Origin of the sequence: Sporosarcina sp. ZBG7A (genome assembly GCF_000813425.1) — a bacterium.
GTDB lineage: Bacteria > Bacillota > Bacilli > Bacillales_A > Planococcaceae > Sporosarcina.
Genome location: NZ_JWIB01000035.1, coordinates 25159 through 40887 on the forward strand (window position 1 = coordinate 25159; position 15729 = coordinate 40887).

A 15729-nucleotide genomic window follows, 5' to 3' on the forward strand; every position below is an offset into this window, starting at 1 on the left:
AATTTGTCAAGTGTACTCATAGATGGAAAAGCGATCGGCGCAAAAATTCGAGAAGAGATTAAAATAGACGTGGACCGACTCATTGAAAGAGGATGTCGTCCAGGTCTTGCTGTTGTCCTCGTGGGAGAAGACCAAGCATCTCGTACATATGTGAAGAATAAGGAGAAATCCAGTACTGCAGCAGGTATGAAATCTGAAATGATTGAGTTGCCGATTACTGTGAGTCAGAAAGACTTGCTGGATACCGTTGAACGACTCAATAACGATCCAACAATTCACGGAATTCTTGTCCAATTGCCATTACCGCCTCATATCGATGAGAACAAAGTAATCCGCTCTATTTCCCCTAAAAAAGATGTAGATGGTTTTCATCCGGAAAACGTTGGGAAAATGATTATTGGACAAACATCATATGTTTCATGCACACCTGCAGGTATTTTAGAATTACTTAAACATACGGGTACTGATATATCCGGAAAACATGCGGTAATTGTTGGTCGCAGTAATATTGTTGGAAAGCCTATGGGGCAATTGCTTCTTCAAAAAGATGCAACAGTCACCTATTGCCATTCTAAAACCGAAGACTTGGTGTCATTTACACGTCAAGCGGATATATTGATAGTTGCAATTGGGCAGGCAAAATACATTACGGCTGAGCATATTAAAGCAGGTGCAACAGTGATTGACGTTGGTATGAATCGTGATGAAAATGGGAAACTATGTGGCGATGTCGATTTCGAGAGCGTCAAAGAGAAAGCAGGTGCACTAACACCTGTCCCTGGTGGTGTCGGTCCCATGACTGTAACCATGTTACTGAAAAACACGTTGAAGAGTGCGCAATTAGCGTGCAGTAATTATATTTAAGAAAGCGGCTGATGCCGTTACATAGAATACAACAGTGCTGTTTCTTGTAAGTGAGAGACAGCTTTTTATACGCAGGAGGGGAATTCGTTGTCAGGTAATCCATACTTAACCGTACAAGCTGTCACTAAATACATTAAGCGGAAGTTTGATGCCGATCCACACTTGCGGAATGTCTATATAAAAGGTGAATTATCCAATGTGAAAATTCATCCAAGCGGACACATATACTTCACGTTGAAAGATGACAAAAGTAGAATTCAAGCAGCCATGTTTCGTGGTAATGCCTCTAGTTTGAAATTCAAACCAGAAAGTGGCATGAATGTACTGATAACAGGGGATATTAATGTATATGAAAGTAGTGGACAATATCAGCTTTATGTACAATCCATGGAACCAGATGGTATCGGGGCTCTTTTTCTTGCTTTTGAGCAGTTAAAAGAGCAATTAAGCAAGGAAGGCTTGTTTGACGTCCGATGGAAACAGCCGTTACCGTGGATTCCTAAGAAAGTCGGTGTCGTTACCGCTAAATCTGGCGCTGCGTTCCAAGATATTTGTTCTACGATAGCTCGTAGATTTCCTATGGCTGAAATAGTATTATTCCCGGCAGCTGTGCAGGGAAAACAAGCGGTACCTTCAATTGTTGAAGCGATTGAACAAGCGCAACTCCAAGGAGATATAGACGTCCTCATTGTTGGAAGAGGCGGTGGCTCCATAGAAGATTTATGGGCATTTAACGAAGAGGCGGTCGCTCGTGCAATTTTTTCTTGCCGAATCCCTACCATCAGTGCAGTCGGACACGAAACAGATACAACGATTGCGGATTTTGTTGCAGATCATCGTGCGCCCACACCGACTGCCGCTGCAGAACTTGCAGTCCCTGCAAAGGAAGAGTTGGCAGGACGTATTTTGGATCGAAAGCGAGTGATTTATCGTTTTCTTGCGACGCGTCTGTCTCAAGAACAAAAGCAGTTGGATCGGTTGAAAAATGCGTATCCGTTTCTTTATCCGGAAAGATTATATCGACCATTTATTGAAAAACAGTCATCTCTTGAGGAGCGTCTTACTCGGAGTCATAGTGAATTGCTATATCGAAAATCCCAGCATGTCACTCAAGTAAGTGCTCGTTTACAATACGTTTCACCAGTCGTCCAGCTACAGCAACGTTTAAAAGATTCGGAGATTGCTGAAGAAAGACTCCTTCGGGCAATGCGCCAATCCTTAGGTGGCAAACAAGACCGCTTCCTGACTGGTATTCGAATGTTGCAAGCCCTCAATCCACTAAACGTGATGGAGAGAGGATTTACAATCGTATACAAACAGGGTGAACTAGTAAAGAACGCCGGATCTCTAACACCTGGAGATTTTGTAGAGATCAACATGCAGGATGGTACTGCGATTGCTGAAGTCCGCTCGATTGAACCCATTAAGGAGGAATCATGAATGGAAACTGATTCAATGAAATTTGAAGAAGCGATGCTGGAATTGGAAAAGATTGTTCAACAACTTGAAACTGGAGATGTTCAACTAGAAGATTCCATCACTTTATATAAAAAAGGGATGGAGCTTTCTACATTTTGTCAACAAAAACTGCAACATGCAGAGAAGCAACTCGTTACTATTGTAGACAAAAATGGAGAGACCACTTCATTGGACCCTTCGAAGGGAGAGGAAGCAAGTGAGTGAGCAGCTGAATAGGTTTATTGATGAAAAAATACCACTTTTACATACTCACTTCTCTGAGCTCTTTGACGGGATGAACTATCCACAAGTCTTGCAAGAAGCGATGGCTTATTCTGTGAATGCAGGTGGAAAAAGAATACGTCCTCTCCTTGTACTTGCAGTGTTACAAGATTTAGAAGTGACTTCTAAAGATGCAGTTCAAGTAGCTGGTGCAATTGAATTGATACACACATATTCTTTAATCCATGATGATCTTCCATGCATGGATGATGATGACTTTAGAAGAGGGAATCCAACCAATCATATTGTTTTTGGAGAAGCAACAGCCGTATTAGCTGCAGATGCTTTACAAACACTTGCATTTGAAGAACTTGCGTCACTTCAGCATACGGACCCAGCAACGATGCTTGCCATTTTGAAAGCTGTGAGCACAGCATCAGGTGCTTCCGGAATGGTAGGCGGTCAAATTCTGGATATGCAAGGAGAGGGTAAACAACTATCCTTGACAGAACTCGAAGAAATCCATGTTCATAAAACAGGCGCATTACTTGCGAGCTGTGTTGAATCAGGTGCTCTGCTTGCTGGAGTACCAGAAGTGAAAATGGAAAGTCTCCGTATATTTTCGCGTAATATCGGTCTAGCTTTTCAAATCAAAGATGACATATTAGACGTCACTGCTTCCACTGAGCAACTTGGAAAGACGGCTAACAAAGATACAGCGAGTGCTAAGAGTACATACCCTGCATTACTCGGGCTAGAAGGCGCTCAAGCAAAACTTGAAAATCATCACAAACAAGCACTAGATGCTTTAGAGGAAATCGGTTTAGGAAGTTCTTTATTATCTCAAATTGCAGACTATATTATTAATCGAAACGCATAAAGTAAGGCGTCTAGATGGTACTGTTTGTTGGATTGTTGATATAATAAGGAAAACGAGTGGAAACAGTAGTATTAACTTATGAAGGTGTGTGATAGAGATGGATCTTACAAAGATCAGCAGTCCATCGGATATTAAAAACTTGAACCTGGAAGAGATGAAAGAACTCGCTTCAGACATTCGGAAGTTTCTTATAAACAAATGTTCTGTAACAGGCGGTCATATCGGACCTAATCTAGGTGTTGTGGAGTTGACAATCGCTCTTCACAAATTTTTTAATAGTCCACAGGACAAATTCATTTGGGACGTTGGGCATCAAGCGTATGTTCATAAAATTTTAACCGGTCGAGCTGGTGATTTTGACACGCTACGTAAATACAAAGGGTTAAGCGGTTTCCCAAAGATGTTAGAGAGTGAACACGACGTCTGGGAAACAGGACATAGTTCAACTTCGTTATCTGCAGCAATGGGGATGGCGGCAGCACGTGACATTAAAGGTGACGACAACTACGTTATTCCTATTATTGGTGATGGAGCACTAACAGGCGGGATGGCGCTCGAAGCCCTTAACCATATCGGGAGTCAACAGACAAACATGATTGTTATCTTAAATGATAACGAAATGTCAATTGCGCCAAACGTAGGAGCACTCCATTCTGTACTAGGGAAATTACGTACAGCTGGAAAATATAACAGCGTAAAAGATGATGTAGAAGAATTGATCAAGCGTATCCCTGCAGTTGGAGGGAGGATGGCATCTTTAGCTGAACGTCTCAAAGATAGTCTTAAATATTTGGTTGTATCCGGTGTCTTCTTTGAAGAGCTTGGGTTTACGTATTTAGGACCAATTGATGGTCATGATTTCAATGAATTGGAACGCAATCTACTTTATGCTAAAAAAATGGAAGGGCCTGTCCTTCTTCATGTTGTTACGAAAAAAGGAAAAGGCTATCATCCAGCTGAAAATGATAAAGTGGGCACGTGGCATGGAACTGGCCCTTATAAAATAGAAACAGGAGACTTTGTAAAATCTCCTGCCAAAGGACCATCTTGGAGTGGCTTGGTTGCAGCAACGGTTGCAAGAATTGCTCGGGACGATCGACGTGTTGCGACGATTACACCAGCGATGCCTGTCGGTTCAAAACTAGAAGCAATTTCAGCGGAATTCCCTGACCGTTTTTACGATGTTGGAATCGCAGAACAACATGCAGCGACAATGGCTGCAGGTATGGCGACACAAGGGATGAAACCGTTCTTGTCCATCTACTCTACGTTCCTTCAACGTGCATATGATCAGTTAGTCCATGATATTGCTCGTCAAAAGTTAAACGTTTTCATCGGTATCGATCGTGCGGGACTAGTTGGCGCTGATGGAGAAACCCACCAAGGTGTTTTTGACATCGCATTCTTACGTCACTTACCAAACATGGTCATAATGATGCCGAAAGATGAAAATGAAGGTCAGCATATGGTTAAAACTGCGTTGGAGTATAACGATGGACCAATTGCTATGCGTTACCCACGAGGAAATGGGTTCGGTATTCCTATGGATGAAGAATTAAAAGTATTACCAATCGGGAAATGGGAAAAGTTAACCGATGGACAAGATGCAACAATCTTAACATTCGGTACGACGATTCCTATGGCATACGAAGCTGCAGAACTATTAGCAGAGCGAGGAATTTCAGTTAGCATCGTCAATGCTCGTTTCATTAAACCATTAGATGAAGAGATGTTGGATGAGCTCTTTGCAGCTGGCAAACCGATTATTACTGTGGAAGAAGCAGTTCTTGCGGGAGGTTTCGGTAGCGCAGTTCTTGAATACGCTCACGATACCGGCGTCAGTGCCCCGATTTACAGAATGGGAATTCCTGACCAATTCATCGAACATGGAGATGTCGATGCATTGCTTGCTGAGATCGGGATGACTCCTGGTGCACTTGCGGATTTGACGGCAGATGCAATTTCCGTATTGGAACGGAAGAAGGAAGTTCAATGACCAATACGGACCCTAAAGAACGGGTCGACGTTTTGCTCGTTCAACGTGGTTTGGTAGAAACGAGAGAACAGGCAAAGCGATCGATTATGGCAGGCATCGTGTATTCCAATGAAACACGTATGGATAAGCCTGGAGAAAAAATAAAATCCTCCTTACCGTTACAAGTAAAAGGCTCAACGTTGAAATACGTGAGCCGTGGAGGATTGAAATTAGAAAAAGCATTAGAGGAATTCGATGTTACGGTAGATGAACGGATAATGCTGGACATTGGTTCTTCGACAGGCGGATTTACGGATTGCGCTCTTCAGAATGGTGCACAACATTGCTATGCTTTAGATGTGGGTACAAACCAGCTTGCGTGGAAGATCCGCTCAGACGCTCGCGTTACGGTAATGGAGAAATGCAACTTCCGATATGCAACACCTGATATGTTTACTGAAGGATTACCTGATTTCGCGACAATTGACGTATCCTTCATTTCCCTAGGACTGATACTACCACCTTTGAAACAAATACTGATTCCTGGTGGAGATGTTTTGGCGCTAGTGAAACCTCAGTTTGAAGCTGGTAAGGAGAATGTTGGGAAAAAGGGAATCGTACGCGACGTTGCAGTTCATAAAGAAGTATTGCGGAAAGTAGCGGAGTTTGCTTCACAAGAAGGGTTTAGTTTACGGGATATGACGTATTCTCCAGTTACTGGAGGGGAAGGGAATATTGAATTCCTTTTCCATTTAGTTGCTGAAGATCAACCTACAACAAAGTTTGCAGACAAAGACTTCTCAGAATTAGTTAAGCGAGCCCATTCAGAATTATCGTAACAGGAAACGGGATTCATCTGAAAATAATGATGGAATCCCTTTCTTTTTATTACAAATGACGTGCAGGGAGTGATTGATATGAACAAAGGGCAGCGCCATCTTCGCATCCGCGAGATTATTACATCTCAAGCGATTGAAACGCAAGATCAGCTCGTGGATACATTAAAAAGTTCGGGTGTGGATGTGACACAAGCAACAGTTTCCCGGGATATTAAAGAATTACACTTATTTAAAACACCATTGCCTGATGGACGTTACAAATATAGTTTACCCGCAAATCCACAATTCAATATCGAGGATAAATTGCACCGAATGTTGACAGATGCTTTCATAAGTATTGATGGCGCAAGTCATTTTCTCATATTGAAAACGCTACCAGGTAACGCACATGCAGTCGGTTCGCTCATTGATCATTTGGAATGGATCGAAATGCTTGGTACTATTTGTGGTGACGACACGTGTATGATTATTTGTCGGGATGAAGTAGGTGCAGGTTCGGTGAGAGATCGCTTGCTTGCAATGCTGTAAGAAAGGGGGAGAATCCCTTGTTAAGTGAACTATCCATTAAGAATTTCGCAATTATAGAAGAGCTGGATGTTTCGTTTGAAGAGGGACTTACCGTTCTGACAGGTGAAACGGGAGCAGGCAAGTCCATCATTATTGATGCCGTGCAGCTCGTAGCTGGCGGGCGAGGCTCTGTTGAATTCATCCGTCATGGAACAAAGAAGGCGGAGCTTGAAGCAATGTTTATAATTACTGACTCCAAACATCCGGTTTTTCAAAAACTGAGTGAAGTTGGTATAGAAGCAGAAGAGGGCACCATCATTTTGCGCAGAGAGTTGAACCATAGCGGTAAAACGACTTGTCGGGTTAATGGAAAACTGGTCACGATTGCGATTCTTCGTGAAATTGGAAGTCAGTTAATTGATATCCATGGTCAGCATGAGAATCAGGAATTGATGCACCAGAAGCGACATATCCATTTGTTGGACTCGTTTGCGGGGGCGCCATTTAAACGAGCGATGAAAAACTACGCAGAATTATACGAAGACTATGTAAAGTTGCACAAAAAGTTAAGTCTTGCATCGGAAAACGAACAGCAAATTGCGCAACGCATCGATTTGTATACGTTTCAATTAACTGAAATCGATGAAGCCACGCTCCAAATCGGTGAAGAAGAAACGTTGGAATCCGAACGAGTGAAGCTTCAGCATTTTCACCGTCTTTTTGACCGGTTAAATAGTGCATACGAAGCCATTCAAGGTGATTCGCATGCATTGGATTACCTCGGAACAGCAATGGGCGATCTGGAGGATGCTGCGTCGGTGGATGGAGACTTAAAAACACTTGCAGAAACAGCGGGTGAGAGTTTTTATTCATTGCAAGATGTCGCCCATGACATTAAAGGCATGATTGATGAAATGGAATATGATCCGAATCGTTTAGAAGTTGTCGAAGATCGATTAGCTTTGTTTACAACCCTTAAACGGAAGTATGGCACTTCCATTGAAGATATATTACTGTACAGGGATAAAATTGCCGATCGGTTAGATGAGCTGATTAACCGGGATGACCGTCTTGAAAAAGAACAAGAAAAATTACAGCATTTGCGAGCAGACTTGGAAATCGAAGCAGGGGAACTTTCTGCCATTCGAAAAGAGTCATCATCGATGCTGGAAGAAGCAATTATGGAACAACTTCGTCAACTACATATGGGGAAAGCCGAATTCCAAGTCAAAATCGATCGCAAAGAAGCCGGTTCTTTTGATTATAATGGGTTCGATGATGTCGCGTTTTATATATCGACCAATGTTGGTGAACCTATGAAGCCGCTTGTCAAAGTCGCTTCAGGTGGAGAGTTATCACGTGTAATGCTCGCATTAAAAACGATTTTTTCCAAACACCAAGGAATCACATCGATTATCTTTGACGAAGTCGATACGGGTGTTAGTGGTCGTGTCGCCCAAGCGATTGCAGAAAAAATTGCAATGGTTGCGATGAATTCCCAAGTATTATGTATTTCCCATCTGCCTCAAGTAGCTGCAATGGCAGATCATCATTACCTCATCCACAAAGAAGTGACAGATGAACGCACACGGACTTCGATTCAAGATGTATTGGATGAAGATCGCACTAGGGAATTGTCTCGGATGTTATCAGGTGCTGAAGTGACGCCACTGACTTTGCGTCATGCTGACGAATTACTGCAGCTTGCTGAAGCACGTAAAAGCATATTATAAAAAACAAAGGAATGTCGGGTGTTGTTACCGATATTCTTTTTCAATTCCACCTTTGCATGTTTTACCCTTTCATAACAACCTTCATAACGCACACTCTATAGGTAATCTAAAATTGAAGGAGGTGACTTATGGAATGGAGTAGACAGCTGAAATTTTTCATGGCGTCTGTTGTGATGATTGTAGGTATGTCCTGTAGTTCTATCGCTGCCCTTGCGACAAGCGGCTCTTTAATTCCAATGGGAAATTCAATTGGAATTCAACTTGAGCTAGCGGGTGTCTTTGTGACAAGTGATGTGCCGCTAAGTAAAAAGAATGCTTCGCTTAAAGCTGGGGATCAGCTAATGAGCATCGATGGCACGTCCATTGAATCACTAAAGAACCTTCAAGAAAAAGCGGGAGTAATTGAAGATGAATCAGTTTTAAAACTCATTCTCAAACGTGATGAAAATGACGTTAAGATTGAAGCGGACGGATTGTCATTCAAGCGAGCGCTACCATTTTTAAAGGACACTACAGAAGGAACCGGGACACTAACATATGTCGATCTCAACGATGGGACATATGGAGCACTCGGACACCAAATCATCGATAGTTCTCTGAACAGTGCACCTAATTTCGATAGTGGTTCCATTTACTTGTCGGAAATCGAACAAATTAAGAAAAGTACTCCAGGAAACCCCGGTTATAAGATTTCTTCAATCATCGATCAGGAAAAAACACTCGGTTCAATTTTAACCAATAGTGTTTATGGAATCTTTGGCGATTGGAATACTTCTTATAAGGAAGTCTTGACGGAACCATTGGAAGTTATGCAACCAACAGAGTTAACTGTTGGAAAGGCTGAAATTTTAACGACGATTCAAGGGACGGAAGTCGAATCGTTTGATATTGAAATCTCCAAGCTGTCAAATGATTCATTTCAATTTAAACTGACAGATCAGCGTCTCCTTGAAAAAACAGGGGGCATTTTGCAAGGGATGAGTGGCAGTCCTGTCATCCAAAAAGGAAAATTTGTTGGCGCAGTCACCCATATGTTCGTAGACGAGCCTGAAAAAGGAGCCGGTCTATTCCTTGGAAAAATGACAGAAGTAGGTGCGAAGTAAACAAAAAACAGCCAACTCTGAAAAGAGTTGGCTGTTTTTTGTTAAATTAAAGTGTTAAAAATTAAAGAATTCTGTCGAAATAAAGAGAAACCGTACGCCATTGGATTCATTTTAAATTTCAATAAAGGAAATGAGGAACCTTTGTCGAAAATTTTACCAAGCAAGGAATCGACAGGGAATTGCAGCAACAGACTTGCTGCGTGTCAATCAAGGGGGAATTGAGAATGGGTAAAATTAAAATAGCAATAGCTGATGATAACAAAGAGCTTGTAAAAACAATGACTGCTTATTTTGAGAAGCATCCTGAAATAGATGTGCTATGGACAGCTCAAAATGGAAAGCAGTGTTTACAGAACTTAGAACAATCGGTTCCCGATGTACTATTATTGGATATTATAATGCCGTATTTGGATGGAATTGCCGTGTTAGAAAATATTCGTAATAACGATGTGACTTCGGACTTGAAAATAATAATGCTAACTGCCTTTGGTCAAGAAGACGTAATGACACAAGCCGCTGGATTAGGTGCATCCTACTTTATGTTAAAGCCGTTTGAATTTGAACAGCTCGTTAACCAGATTTTCCAAGCCGCAAGTGTACAGAAACCATCCCGTGAGCAACAACCAGCACAACAAGCTGTCAAAGCCGAAGAGGGCGTATCTCAAAAGGTACTGGATACAGCTATTACTACGACCATTAAAGAAATTGGAGTTCCAGCTCATATTAAAGGTTATTCATACCTTCGAGAAGCAATCCAAATGGTTTACAATGACAATGATCTACTAGGGGCTGTGACGAAAATTTTGTACCCTGATATTGCGGAAAAGTACAAAACAACTCCTTCACGGGTAGAGCGAGCAATTCGTCATGCTATTGAAGTTGCGTGGAATCGTGGGAATTATGAAGTTATCTCAAAAACATTTGGCTATACGGTTCACCATTTAAAGAGTAAACCTACAAATTCTGAGTTCATCGCTATGATCGCTGACAAAATCCGTTTGGAACATATGGCAAGCTAAAGACATTTGCCGCTGAATGTAGGATATAGCAAACAAACCTAAGAAACATACAAAGGCGGGAGAACTTGGACCTGCCTTTTCGTGTGCCCATAATTCCTAGTCAGTTCAATGGGCCATTACGAAGTAATTTTACCTAATCTGAATTTAGGAGGTGGAAAGCATCCCAACTTACTTTTTTTCTAGTAGACAAGTCGATGCTTACTGTGTGAAAAGATGCAAAACTTTATTGTTCCTTGAAAAGCGAAAGGGCTAAGTGTAGACGAAACACCTATTTCTTATAATGTTCAAAGATTTATAATGGATGAAGGGAGAGGTGAACAAAGTGTTATATGAAAACGATTTCATCGAACTAACACGAAATGAAAACACGATATCAATGCGAACTAAAAAGAGCGGTTTTCCGATCAAATCTTTTGATAAAATCACACAAAAATTACCCCGATTAAAAATCACATCTTTTCCAGAGCTTCGTCGAGCACTTTCTACTGAAGGGAACGAGGGAGAAATCGCTAGTTACGCTCCTATAATTGAAATTATCGTTTCATCCGACAAAATGAAAGCAGAAGCTGAGATTTATTTGACTGCAGAAGAAATTGAGGAAAAAAGAAATGAGCTTCCCTCGCTAGTAGCAGAGGCTTTAAAGAGCAAAGGAATTCAGCCAGGTCAATATAACGTAAATTGGAATGCAGTTAAGGCACGACAAACCATTGTTGTAGCTGAGGGCGAATTTCCAGTAAAAGGCGAAGATGCACGTATTACATACATAGAGATTCCTGAAAGACGTCCAGTTATACGCGCAGATGGCTCTGCGGATTATTACGAGATGAATTTTGTAACCCCCATTAAAAAAGGAGACTGGCTGGGTGAAAAAACTCCACCTCAAGAAGGAACACCAGGAATGGACGTTTTTGGAAATGAGTTAGCGAGCAAGAAAGGGCTGGACAACAAGCTCTACTATGATAGGAAGTCTGTCGAAGAAGTGGATGAACATGGAAAAAAGGTGCTTCGTGCAATCCATGGCGGCGTTTTGGAATTTGAAAATGGTGTCGTTGGTATTGGCCAACAACTCATCATTAATGGGGATGTTGGTCCGGAAACTGGCTCCATTACCTTTGATGGCACCGTTGTTATTTCAGGTACTGTACTTGCAGGGTACAGCGTAAATGCTACAGGGGATATTTCAATCGGAGCAAAAGAAGGCGTAACAAATGCAAAAGAAGTGAGATCTGAACAAGCTGATGTCTATATTAAAGGTGGTGTATTTGGCGGAGGTACAACTCTCATTGAAGCGAAAGGGAGTATCTTCATTAAACATGCTAATGAGTGTAGTCTTTTTGCAAATACTGTACAAGTCGGACTATATTTGCTTGGATCTGAAGTGATTGCAGATTATGTTTATGTAGATCGCCATAAAGGAAAAATCATCGGTGGAACTACCGAAGGGAAGTATCGTATAGAGTGCGCAACTGCTGGCAATCGTCATGAACGTGCTACTTTGTTGAATGCAAAAGGAATCGATAAAGAAGTACTCCAAATTGAAGTTCAAAGAATGGCCCAGTCGATTAAAAACTTGCAAAAACAGATCGTTAAGTTAGAGTCGCATATTGAACCATTAGAAAAAGTAGTTGCAACGTTAGTAGGCGCTCAGCGTGAAGCATATGATAAGATACAAGATACACTAACAACAAGTCGTGAGGAGATTTTTGTCCTCGATCAAGCCATTCAATCGAATTTACAAATCATGAAATCAGCGATTCCTCCACAAATCGAAATTACACATGAAGCAAATCCTGGAGTATGTATTCATATCGGACCTAAGACTTCTATTATTGAATCCCCGACAAAAGGTGTTTTTGAATTGATTGATGGGGTATTAAACATCTAAGTCATATCATAGACCAGGAGGTTGCTATATGTCTGTAGAAAACAAAGTAGAGAAACGTCGAGAAATTTATGCACATCGAGGTGCCTCAGGAAAATACTTTGAAAATACTATGAAGGCATTTTATGGAGCTGTTGAAGAAGGAGCAGATGGTATTGAATTAGATGTCCAGTTGTCAAAAGATGGCGTCTTTTTCGTCATCCATGATTCTGATCTCTACCGTTTGTCAGGTATTCGTAAAACGATTTCGGAAATGGATGCAGCTGAAATTCAACAAATTCGTATTGGAAAGCGGTTTTTGAGAGGAGTAAAAGGCAGTTCGATTCCTACTCTTACTTCCGTGATCTCATTTGCAGCGTTGGAGTCTATTGGGTTAAATATTGAACTCAAAGAGACTGTTTCGGATCATCCTGAATGTCTTTCCTCTTTACTAGACCAAATTTCAGTGCTTGATGAAGTTTACATATCCTCATTCGATTATAATTTGGTTGAGAAAGTGAAACAATTAAACCCGGATATGGAAGCAGGATTGCTACTTAAAAAATCAATGCTGACAGATAAACAACTATCAGATTATCCTGCTGCAGATGCATTTCACTTTCACAAAAGAATGATGAAAGAACCTTACCTTAGTCAATGGCAACAAACAAATAAAACGATAAGGGTTTACGGAGTGGATGGAGACGAATCCTTTGTCAAAAGTCCTCCAGACTTCATCTATGGGTGGATTACAGACTATCCCGAATGGTTTACCAAGTAGTTTACTGTTGCTCCTTGTCTCCGCAATGTTCTCTTGAGTAGAAGAAAAAAGTTCCTTGGAAAGCAGTTAATGGCAATAAGCGCGCTAAAAATATCCATATTAGAAATAGGAGACCTGGCAATTACGCCAAGTCTCCTATTTTTATTTTCTCTTTTTTTGTATTCTACCTGTTCGCTGATCTCTTCGAAACAAAAATCCAGCGAAAAACCCGATGCTTACCGCGAGTAAAAGAAACCCTGCAATAAATTGCATCCATATGTATGGGAACGGACTAAATAAGATACCGAACAATGCATCACGCATTAACTTTATGCCAAGAGCTGCGGCAATACCTGGTATTACGAGCACTATGAACGCTGCCAAACGAGCCATATGAACCCCTCCAATCCTTATTAATTTTACCTGCTGTCGAAAGATTGTCAAGACGCGAAGGATAATGTATGATAAAATTGGAAATGCAAAAGATTGCACAAAGGTGAGAGGGGGATTGAACATCTTTGCAAAACATTTTAATAATTGATGCTGACCAAGAAAGCATGTGTGTTTTACAACACATTGAGCAAATAGATACTTACCAAATCATCGGTATTGTTGACCGTACAGAGAACGGTGATAGCAATAAGTTTGCAAGTCAGAACGGAATCCCTCATGGACCTGATCCAGAAAGTTTTCTTTCAGGAAATGTGCAGCTAATTCTAGACTTTTCGGGGGATTCCCCATCCATTTACAATCAAAAATATCCACAAATTACAGTGATACCGAAATCCATTAGTCAACTTATAGTGAAGATTTTGGCTTATCACCACTCAGAATTGCATTCATTGGAATCTGACAACATAATATACAAATCCATTTTCAACTCAGTCGGTGAAGGCATGATAGGAATTGACAAAAAAGGTCATATAAACCTATTTAATGATAGCGCTTCCAAAATGCTTGATTTTTCAGTTGAAGAAGTAATCGGAAAGCCGATTTTATCGATAATCCCAGCTTCAGGTTTGCCGGACATTCTACAAAATGGTCAACCTGACTCTGATGTTGAACTTCAACTAACAAATGGACTGGATATTTTGAGTTCCAGATATCCTATCGTCATGCCAGACGGAACGATAACTGGAGCGTTTGCTGTTTTTAAAGATGTAACAGGTGTAATCCGCACCGCAGAAGAAATTACAGACTTGAAGCGGGTTAAAACGATGCTTGAGGCCATTATTCATTCGAGTGATGATGCAATATCCGTCGTCGATTCAGAAGGCTTAGGAATCTTAGTTAATCCAGCTTACACACGTTTAACGGGTTTAACAGAGAGAGAAGTTATTGGACAACCGGCAACTGTCGACATTAGTTCAGGCGAAAGTATTCACATGAGAGTCCTTGAGACAAAAGCACCCGCACGTGGTGTGAATATGCAAATCGGTGAAAATAATCGAGATGTGATTGTAAATGTTGCACCGATAATTGTTGACCAGGAAGTGAAGGGCAGTGTCGGTGTCATTCACGATATTACAGAAATACGCAGTCTTATGAAACAACTTGACCATGCAAAAGCGATGATCCGTGAGTTAGAATCGACGTATACGTTTGATGATATTATCGGCACCAATGAAGACCTGCTAATTGCAGTCAGTCAAGCAAAAATTGCAGCAGGTTCGGAAATCCCTGTCATGCTTCGAGGGGAACCAGGGAGCGGAAAAGAACTTTTCGCTCATGCCATTCATACAGGAAGCAGAAGAAATGAAGGAGAGTTCATCAGGGTTTCATGTGCGTCATTAGATGTAGAAGCAATTGAAGTCGCACTCATGCACACAGAAATTCAACATGATAAAAGTTCAGGAACGCTGTTTTTGGACGAAATCACTGAATTGAAACCAGCTGTACAGAAAAAGCTCTTGGAATACATAGGTTCTGGACGTATAACGGCAGCGGGGCAACCTATACAACTGACAGTGCGAATAATTACATCTTCTGCAGCCAACCTAGAACGCGCTGTTCACGAGGGAGTTCTATGTGAAGACTTGTACTATCAACTCACACGCATGTCTATCCGAATTCCTCCGTTGCGAACAAGGACAGATGATATTGAGCTTTTGACAGATGTTCTCCTCGCGATGCTTAATCAGGAATTCGGTATGACCATTCAGCAAGTGACGCCTAAGGCGATGCAACGTCTTCAGTCCTATGAGTGGCCAGGAAATGTCCGCGAACTGGAAAACGTGTTAAGTCGAGCGATGATTTTAACGGAAGCAGGTTCTACAAAGCTCGATGAAGAGGACATCGTACGAGCATTGTCTTCACGTAGTGAACAGCAAACAGATCCTGGAATTCCTGAAAAGCGGACGCTCGCTTCGCTGATGGAAGATCATGAAAAGATATTGCTTGAGACCTCATTGAAGGAAAATAACGGTCAAAAAGTTTTAACAGCTGATCGACTTGGCATTTCACTTCGATCCTTGTACTACAAATTAGAAAAATACAAATTGATTTAAC

The 15729-nt window shown here is 41.3% G+C and carries 14 protein-coding genes; 13 read left to right on the forward strand and 1 reads right to left on the reverse strand.

Annotation, left to right across the window (positions count from 1 at the left end):
* Positions 1–3: 3 nt before the first annotated feature.
* The 12 genes from folD (at position 4) to RL70_RS13105 (ending at position 13242) form a co-directional block, all read left to right on the forward strand.
* On the forward strand, positions 4–864 hold the full coding sequence (gene folD / locus RL70_RS13050) for a bifunctional methylenetetrahydrofolate dehydrogenase/methenyltetrahydrofolate cyclohydrolase FolD (protein ID WP_039043839.1): 861 nt from the start codon (positions 4–6) through the stop codon (positions 862–864).
* Positions 865–951: 87 nt separating this feature from the next.
* On the forward strand, positions 952–2304 hold the full coding sequence (gene xseA / locus RL70_RS13055; RefSeq protein WP_039043840.1) for an exodeoxyribonuclease VII large subunit: 1353 nt from the start codon (positions 952–954) through the stop codon (positions 2302–2304).
* Positions 2305–2547 (forward strand): exodeoxyribonuclease VII small subunit, encoded by a 243-nt coding sequence (locus RL70_RS13060; protein WP_039043841.1) that lies wholly within the window; start codon positions 2305–2307, stop codon positions 2545–2547.
* Positions 2540–3424, forward strand: a complete 885-nt coding sequence (locus RL70_RS13065) for a polyprenyl synthetase family protein (RefSeq protein WP_039043842.1) — start codon at positions 2540–2542, stop codon at positions 3422–3424. Before RL70_RS13060 ends, RL70_RS13065 begins: the two co-directional genes overlap by 8 nt.
* A gap of 97 nt (positions 3425–3521) precedes the next feature.
* Positions 3522–5420, forward strand: coding sequence for a 1-deoxy-D-xylulose-5-phosphate synthase (gene dxs, locus RL70_RS13070; RefSeq protein WP_039043843.1), 1899 nt, complete (start codon positions 3522–3524; stop codon positions 5418–5420).
* Positions 5417–6238, forward strand: a complete 822-nt coding sequence (locus tag RL70_RS13075; protein WP_039043844.1) for a TlyA family RNA methyltransferase — start codon at positions 5417–5419, stop codon at positions 6236–6238. Before dxs ends, RL70_RS13075 begins: the two co-directional genes overlap by 4 nt.
* A gap of 78 nt (positions 6239–6316) precedes the next feature.
* Positions 6317–6766 carry a transcriptional regulator AhrC/ArgR gene (gene ahrC, locus RL70_RS13080; RefSeq protein ID WP_025784715.1) on the forward strand — a complete coding sequence of 150 codons (450 nt, stop codon included), beginning with the start codon at positions 6317–6319 and terminating at the stop codon, positions 6764–6766.
* A 17-nt stretch (positions 6767–6783) separates the two neighbouring features.
* Complete coding sequence (gene recN, locus RL70_RS13085) at positions 6784–8478, forward strand: DNA repair protein RecN (protein ID WP_039043845.1); 1695 nt, start codon at positions 6784–6786, stop codon at positions 8476–8478.
* 128 nt (positions 8479–8606) lie between these two features.
* The gene (locus tag RL70_RS13090; RefSeq protein WP_052245963.1) at positions 8607–9581 is read left to right on the forward strand and encodes a SpoIVB peptidase S55 domain-containing protein; all 975 of its coding nucleotides are present in this window, start codon (positions 8607–8609) and stop codon (positions 9579–9581) included.
* Between the two features lie 224 nt (positions 9582–9805).
* The gene (spo0A, locus tag RL70_RS13095; RefSeq protein WP_039043846.1) at positions 9806–10600 is read left to right on the forward strand and encodes a sporulation transcription factor Spo0A; all 795 of its coding nucleotides are present in this window, start codon (positions 9806–9808) and stop codon (positions 10598–10600) included.
* A gap of 313 nt (positions 10601–10913) precedes the next feature.
* Entirely contained in the window at positions 10914–12485 is a 1572-nt protein-coding gene (locus RL70_RS13100) for a DUF342 domain-containing protein (RefSeq protein ID WP_197054125.1), read from the forward strand.
* 28 nt (positions 12486–12513) lie between these two features.
* Positions 12514–13242 carry a glycerophosphodiester phosphodiesterase family protein gene (locus tag RL70_RS13105; RefSeq protein ID WP_052245965.1) on the forward strand — a complete coding sequence of 243 codons (729 nt, stop codon included), beginning with the start codon at positions 12514–12516 and terminating at the stop codon, positions 13240–13242.
* A gap of 141 nt (positions 13243–13383) precedes the next feature.
* On the opposite strand, the gene RL70_RS13110 is transcribed toward RL70_RS13105, so the two are convergent.
* Entirely contained in the window at positions 13384–13614 is a 231-nt protein-coding gene (locus tag RL70_RS13110) for a DUF2627 domain-containing protein (RefSeq protein WP_039043848.1), read from the reverse strand.
* A 125-nt stretch (positions 13615–13739) separates the two neighbouring features.
* On the opposite strand from RL70_RS13110, the gene RL70_RS13115 reads away from it, so the two are divergent.
* Complete coding sequence (locus RL70_RS13115; RefSeq protein ID WP_039043849.1) at positions 13740–15728, forward strand: sigma-54-dependent Fis family transcriptional regulator; 1989 nt, start codon at positions 13740–13742, stop codon at positions 15726–15728.
* The last annotated feature ends 1 nt before the right edge of the window (position 15729 follow it).

Excerpts from the sequence above, each read along its gene's own strand:
- dxs (WP_039043843.1), top strand. The coding sequence starts at position 3,522 with ATGGATCTTACAAAGATCAGCAGTCCATCGGATATTAAAAACTTGAAC.
- RL70_RS13110 (WP_039043848.1), bottom strand. The coding sequence starts at position 13,614 with ATGGCTCGTTTGGCAGCGTTCATAGTGCTCGTAATACCAGGTATTGCC.
- RL70_RS13075 (WP_039043844.1), top strand. The coding sequence starts at position 5,417 with ATGACCAATACGGACCCTAAAGAACGGGTCGACGTTTTGCTCGTTCAA.
- RL70_RS13090 (WP_052245963.1), top strand. The coding sequence starts at position 8,607 with ATGGAATGGAGTAGACAGCTGAAATTTTTCATGGCGTCTGTTGTGATG.
- RL70_RS13060 (WP_039043841.1), top strand. The coding sequence starts at position 2,305 with ATGGAAACTGATTCAATGAAATTTGAAGAAGCGATGCTGGAATTGGAA.
- spo0A (WP_039043846.1), top strand. The coding sequence starts at position 9,806 with ATGGGTAAAATTAAAATAGCAATAGCTGATGATAACAAAGAGCTTGTA.
- ahrC (WP_025784715.1), top strand. The coding sequence starts at position 6,317 with ATGAACAAAGGGCAGCGCCATCTTCGCATCCGCGAGATTATTACATCT.
- RL70_RS13105 (WP_052245965.1), top strand. The coding sequence starts at position 12,514 with ATGTCTGTAGAAAACAAAGTAGAGAAACGTCGAGAAATTTATGCACAT.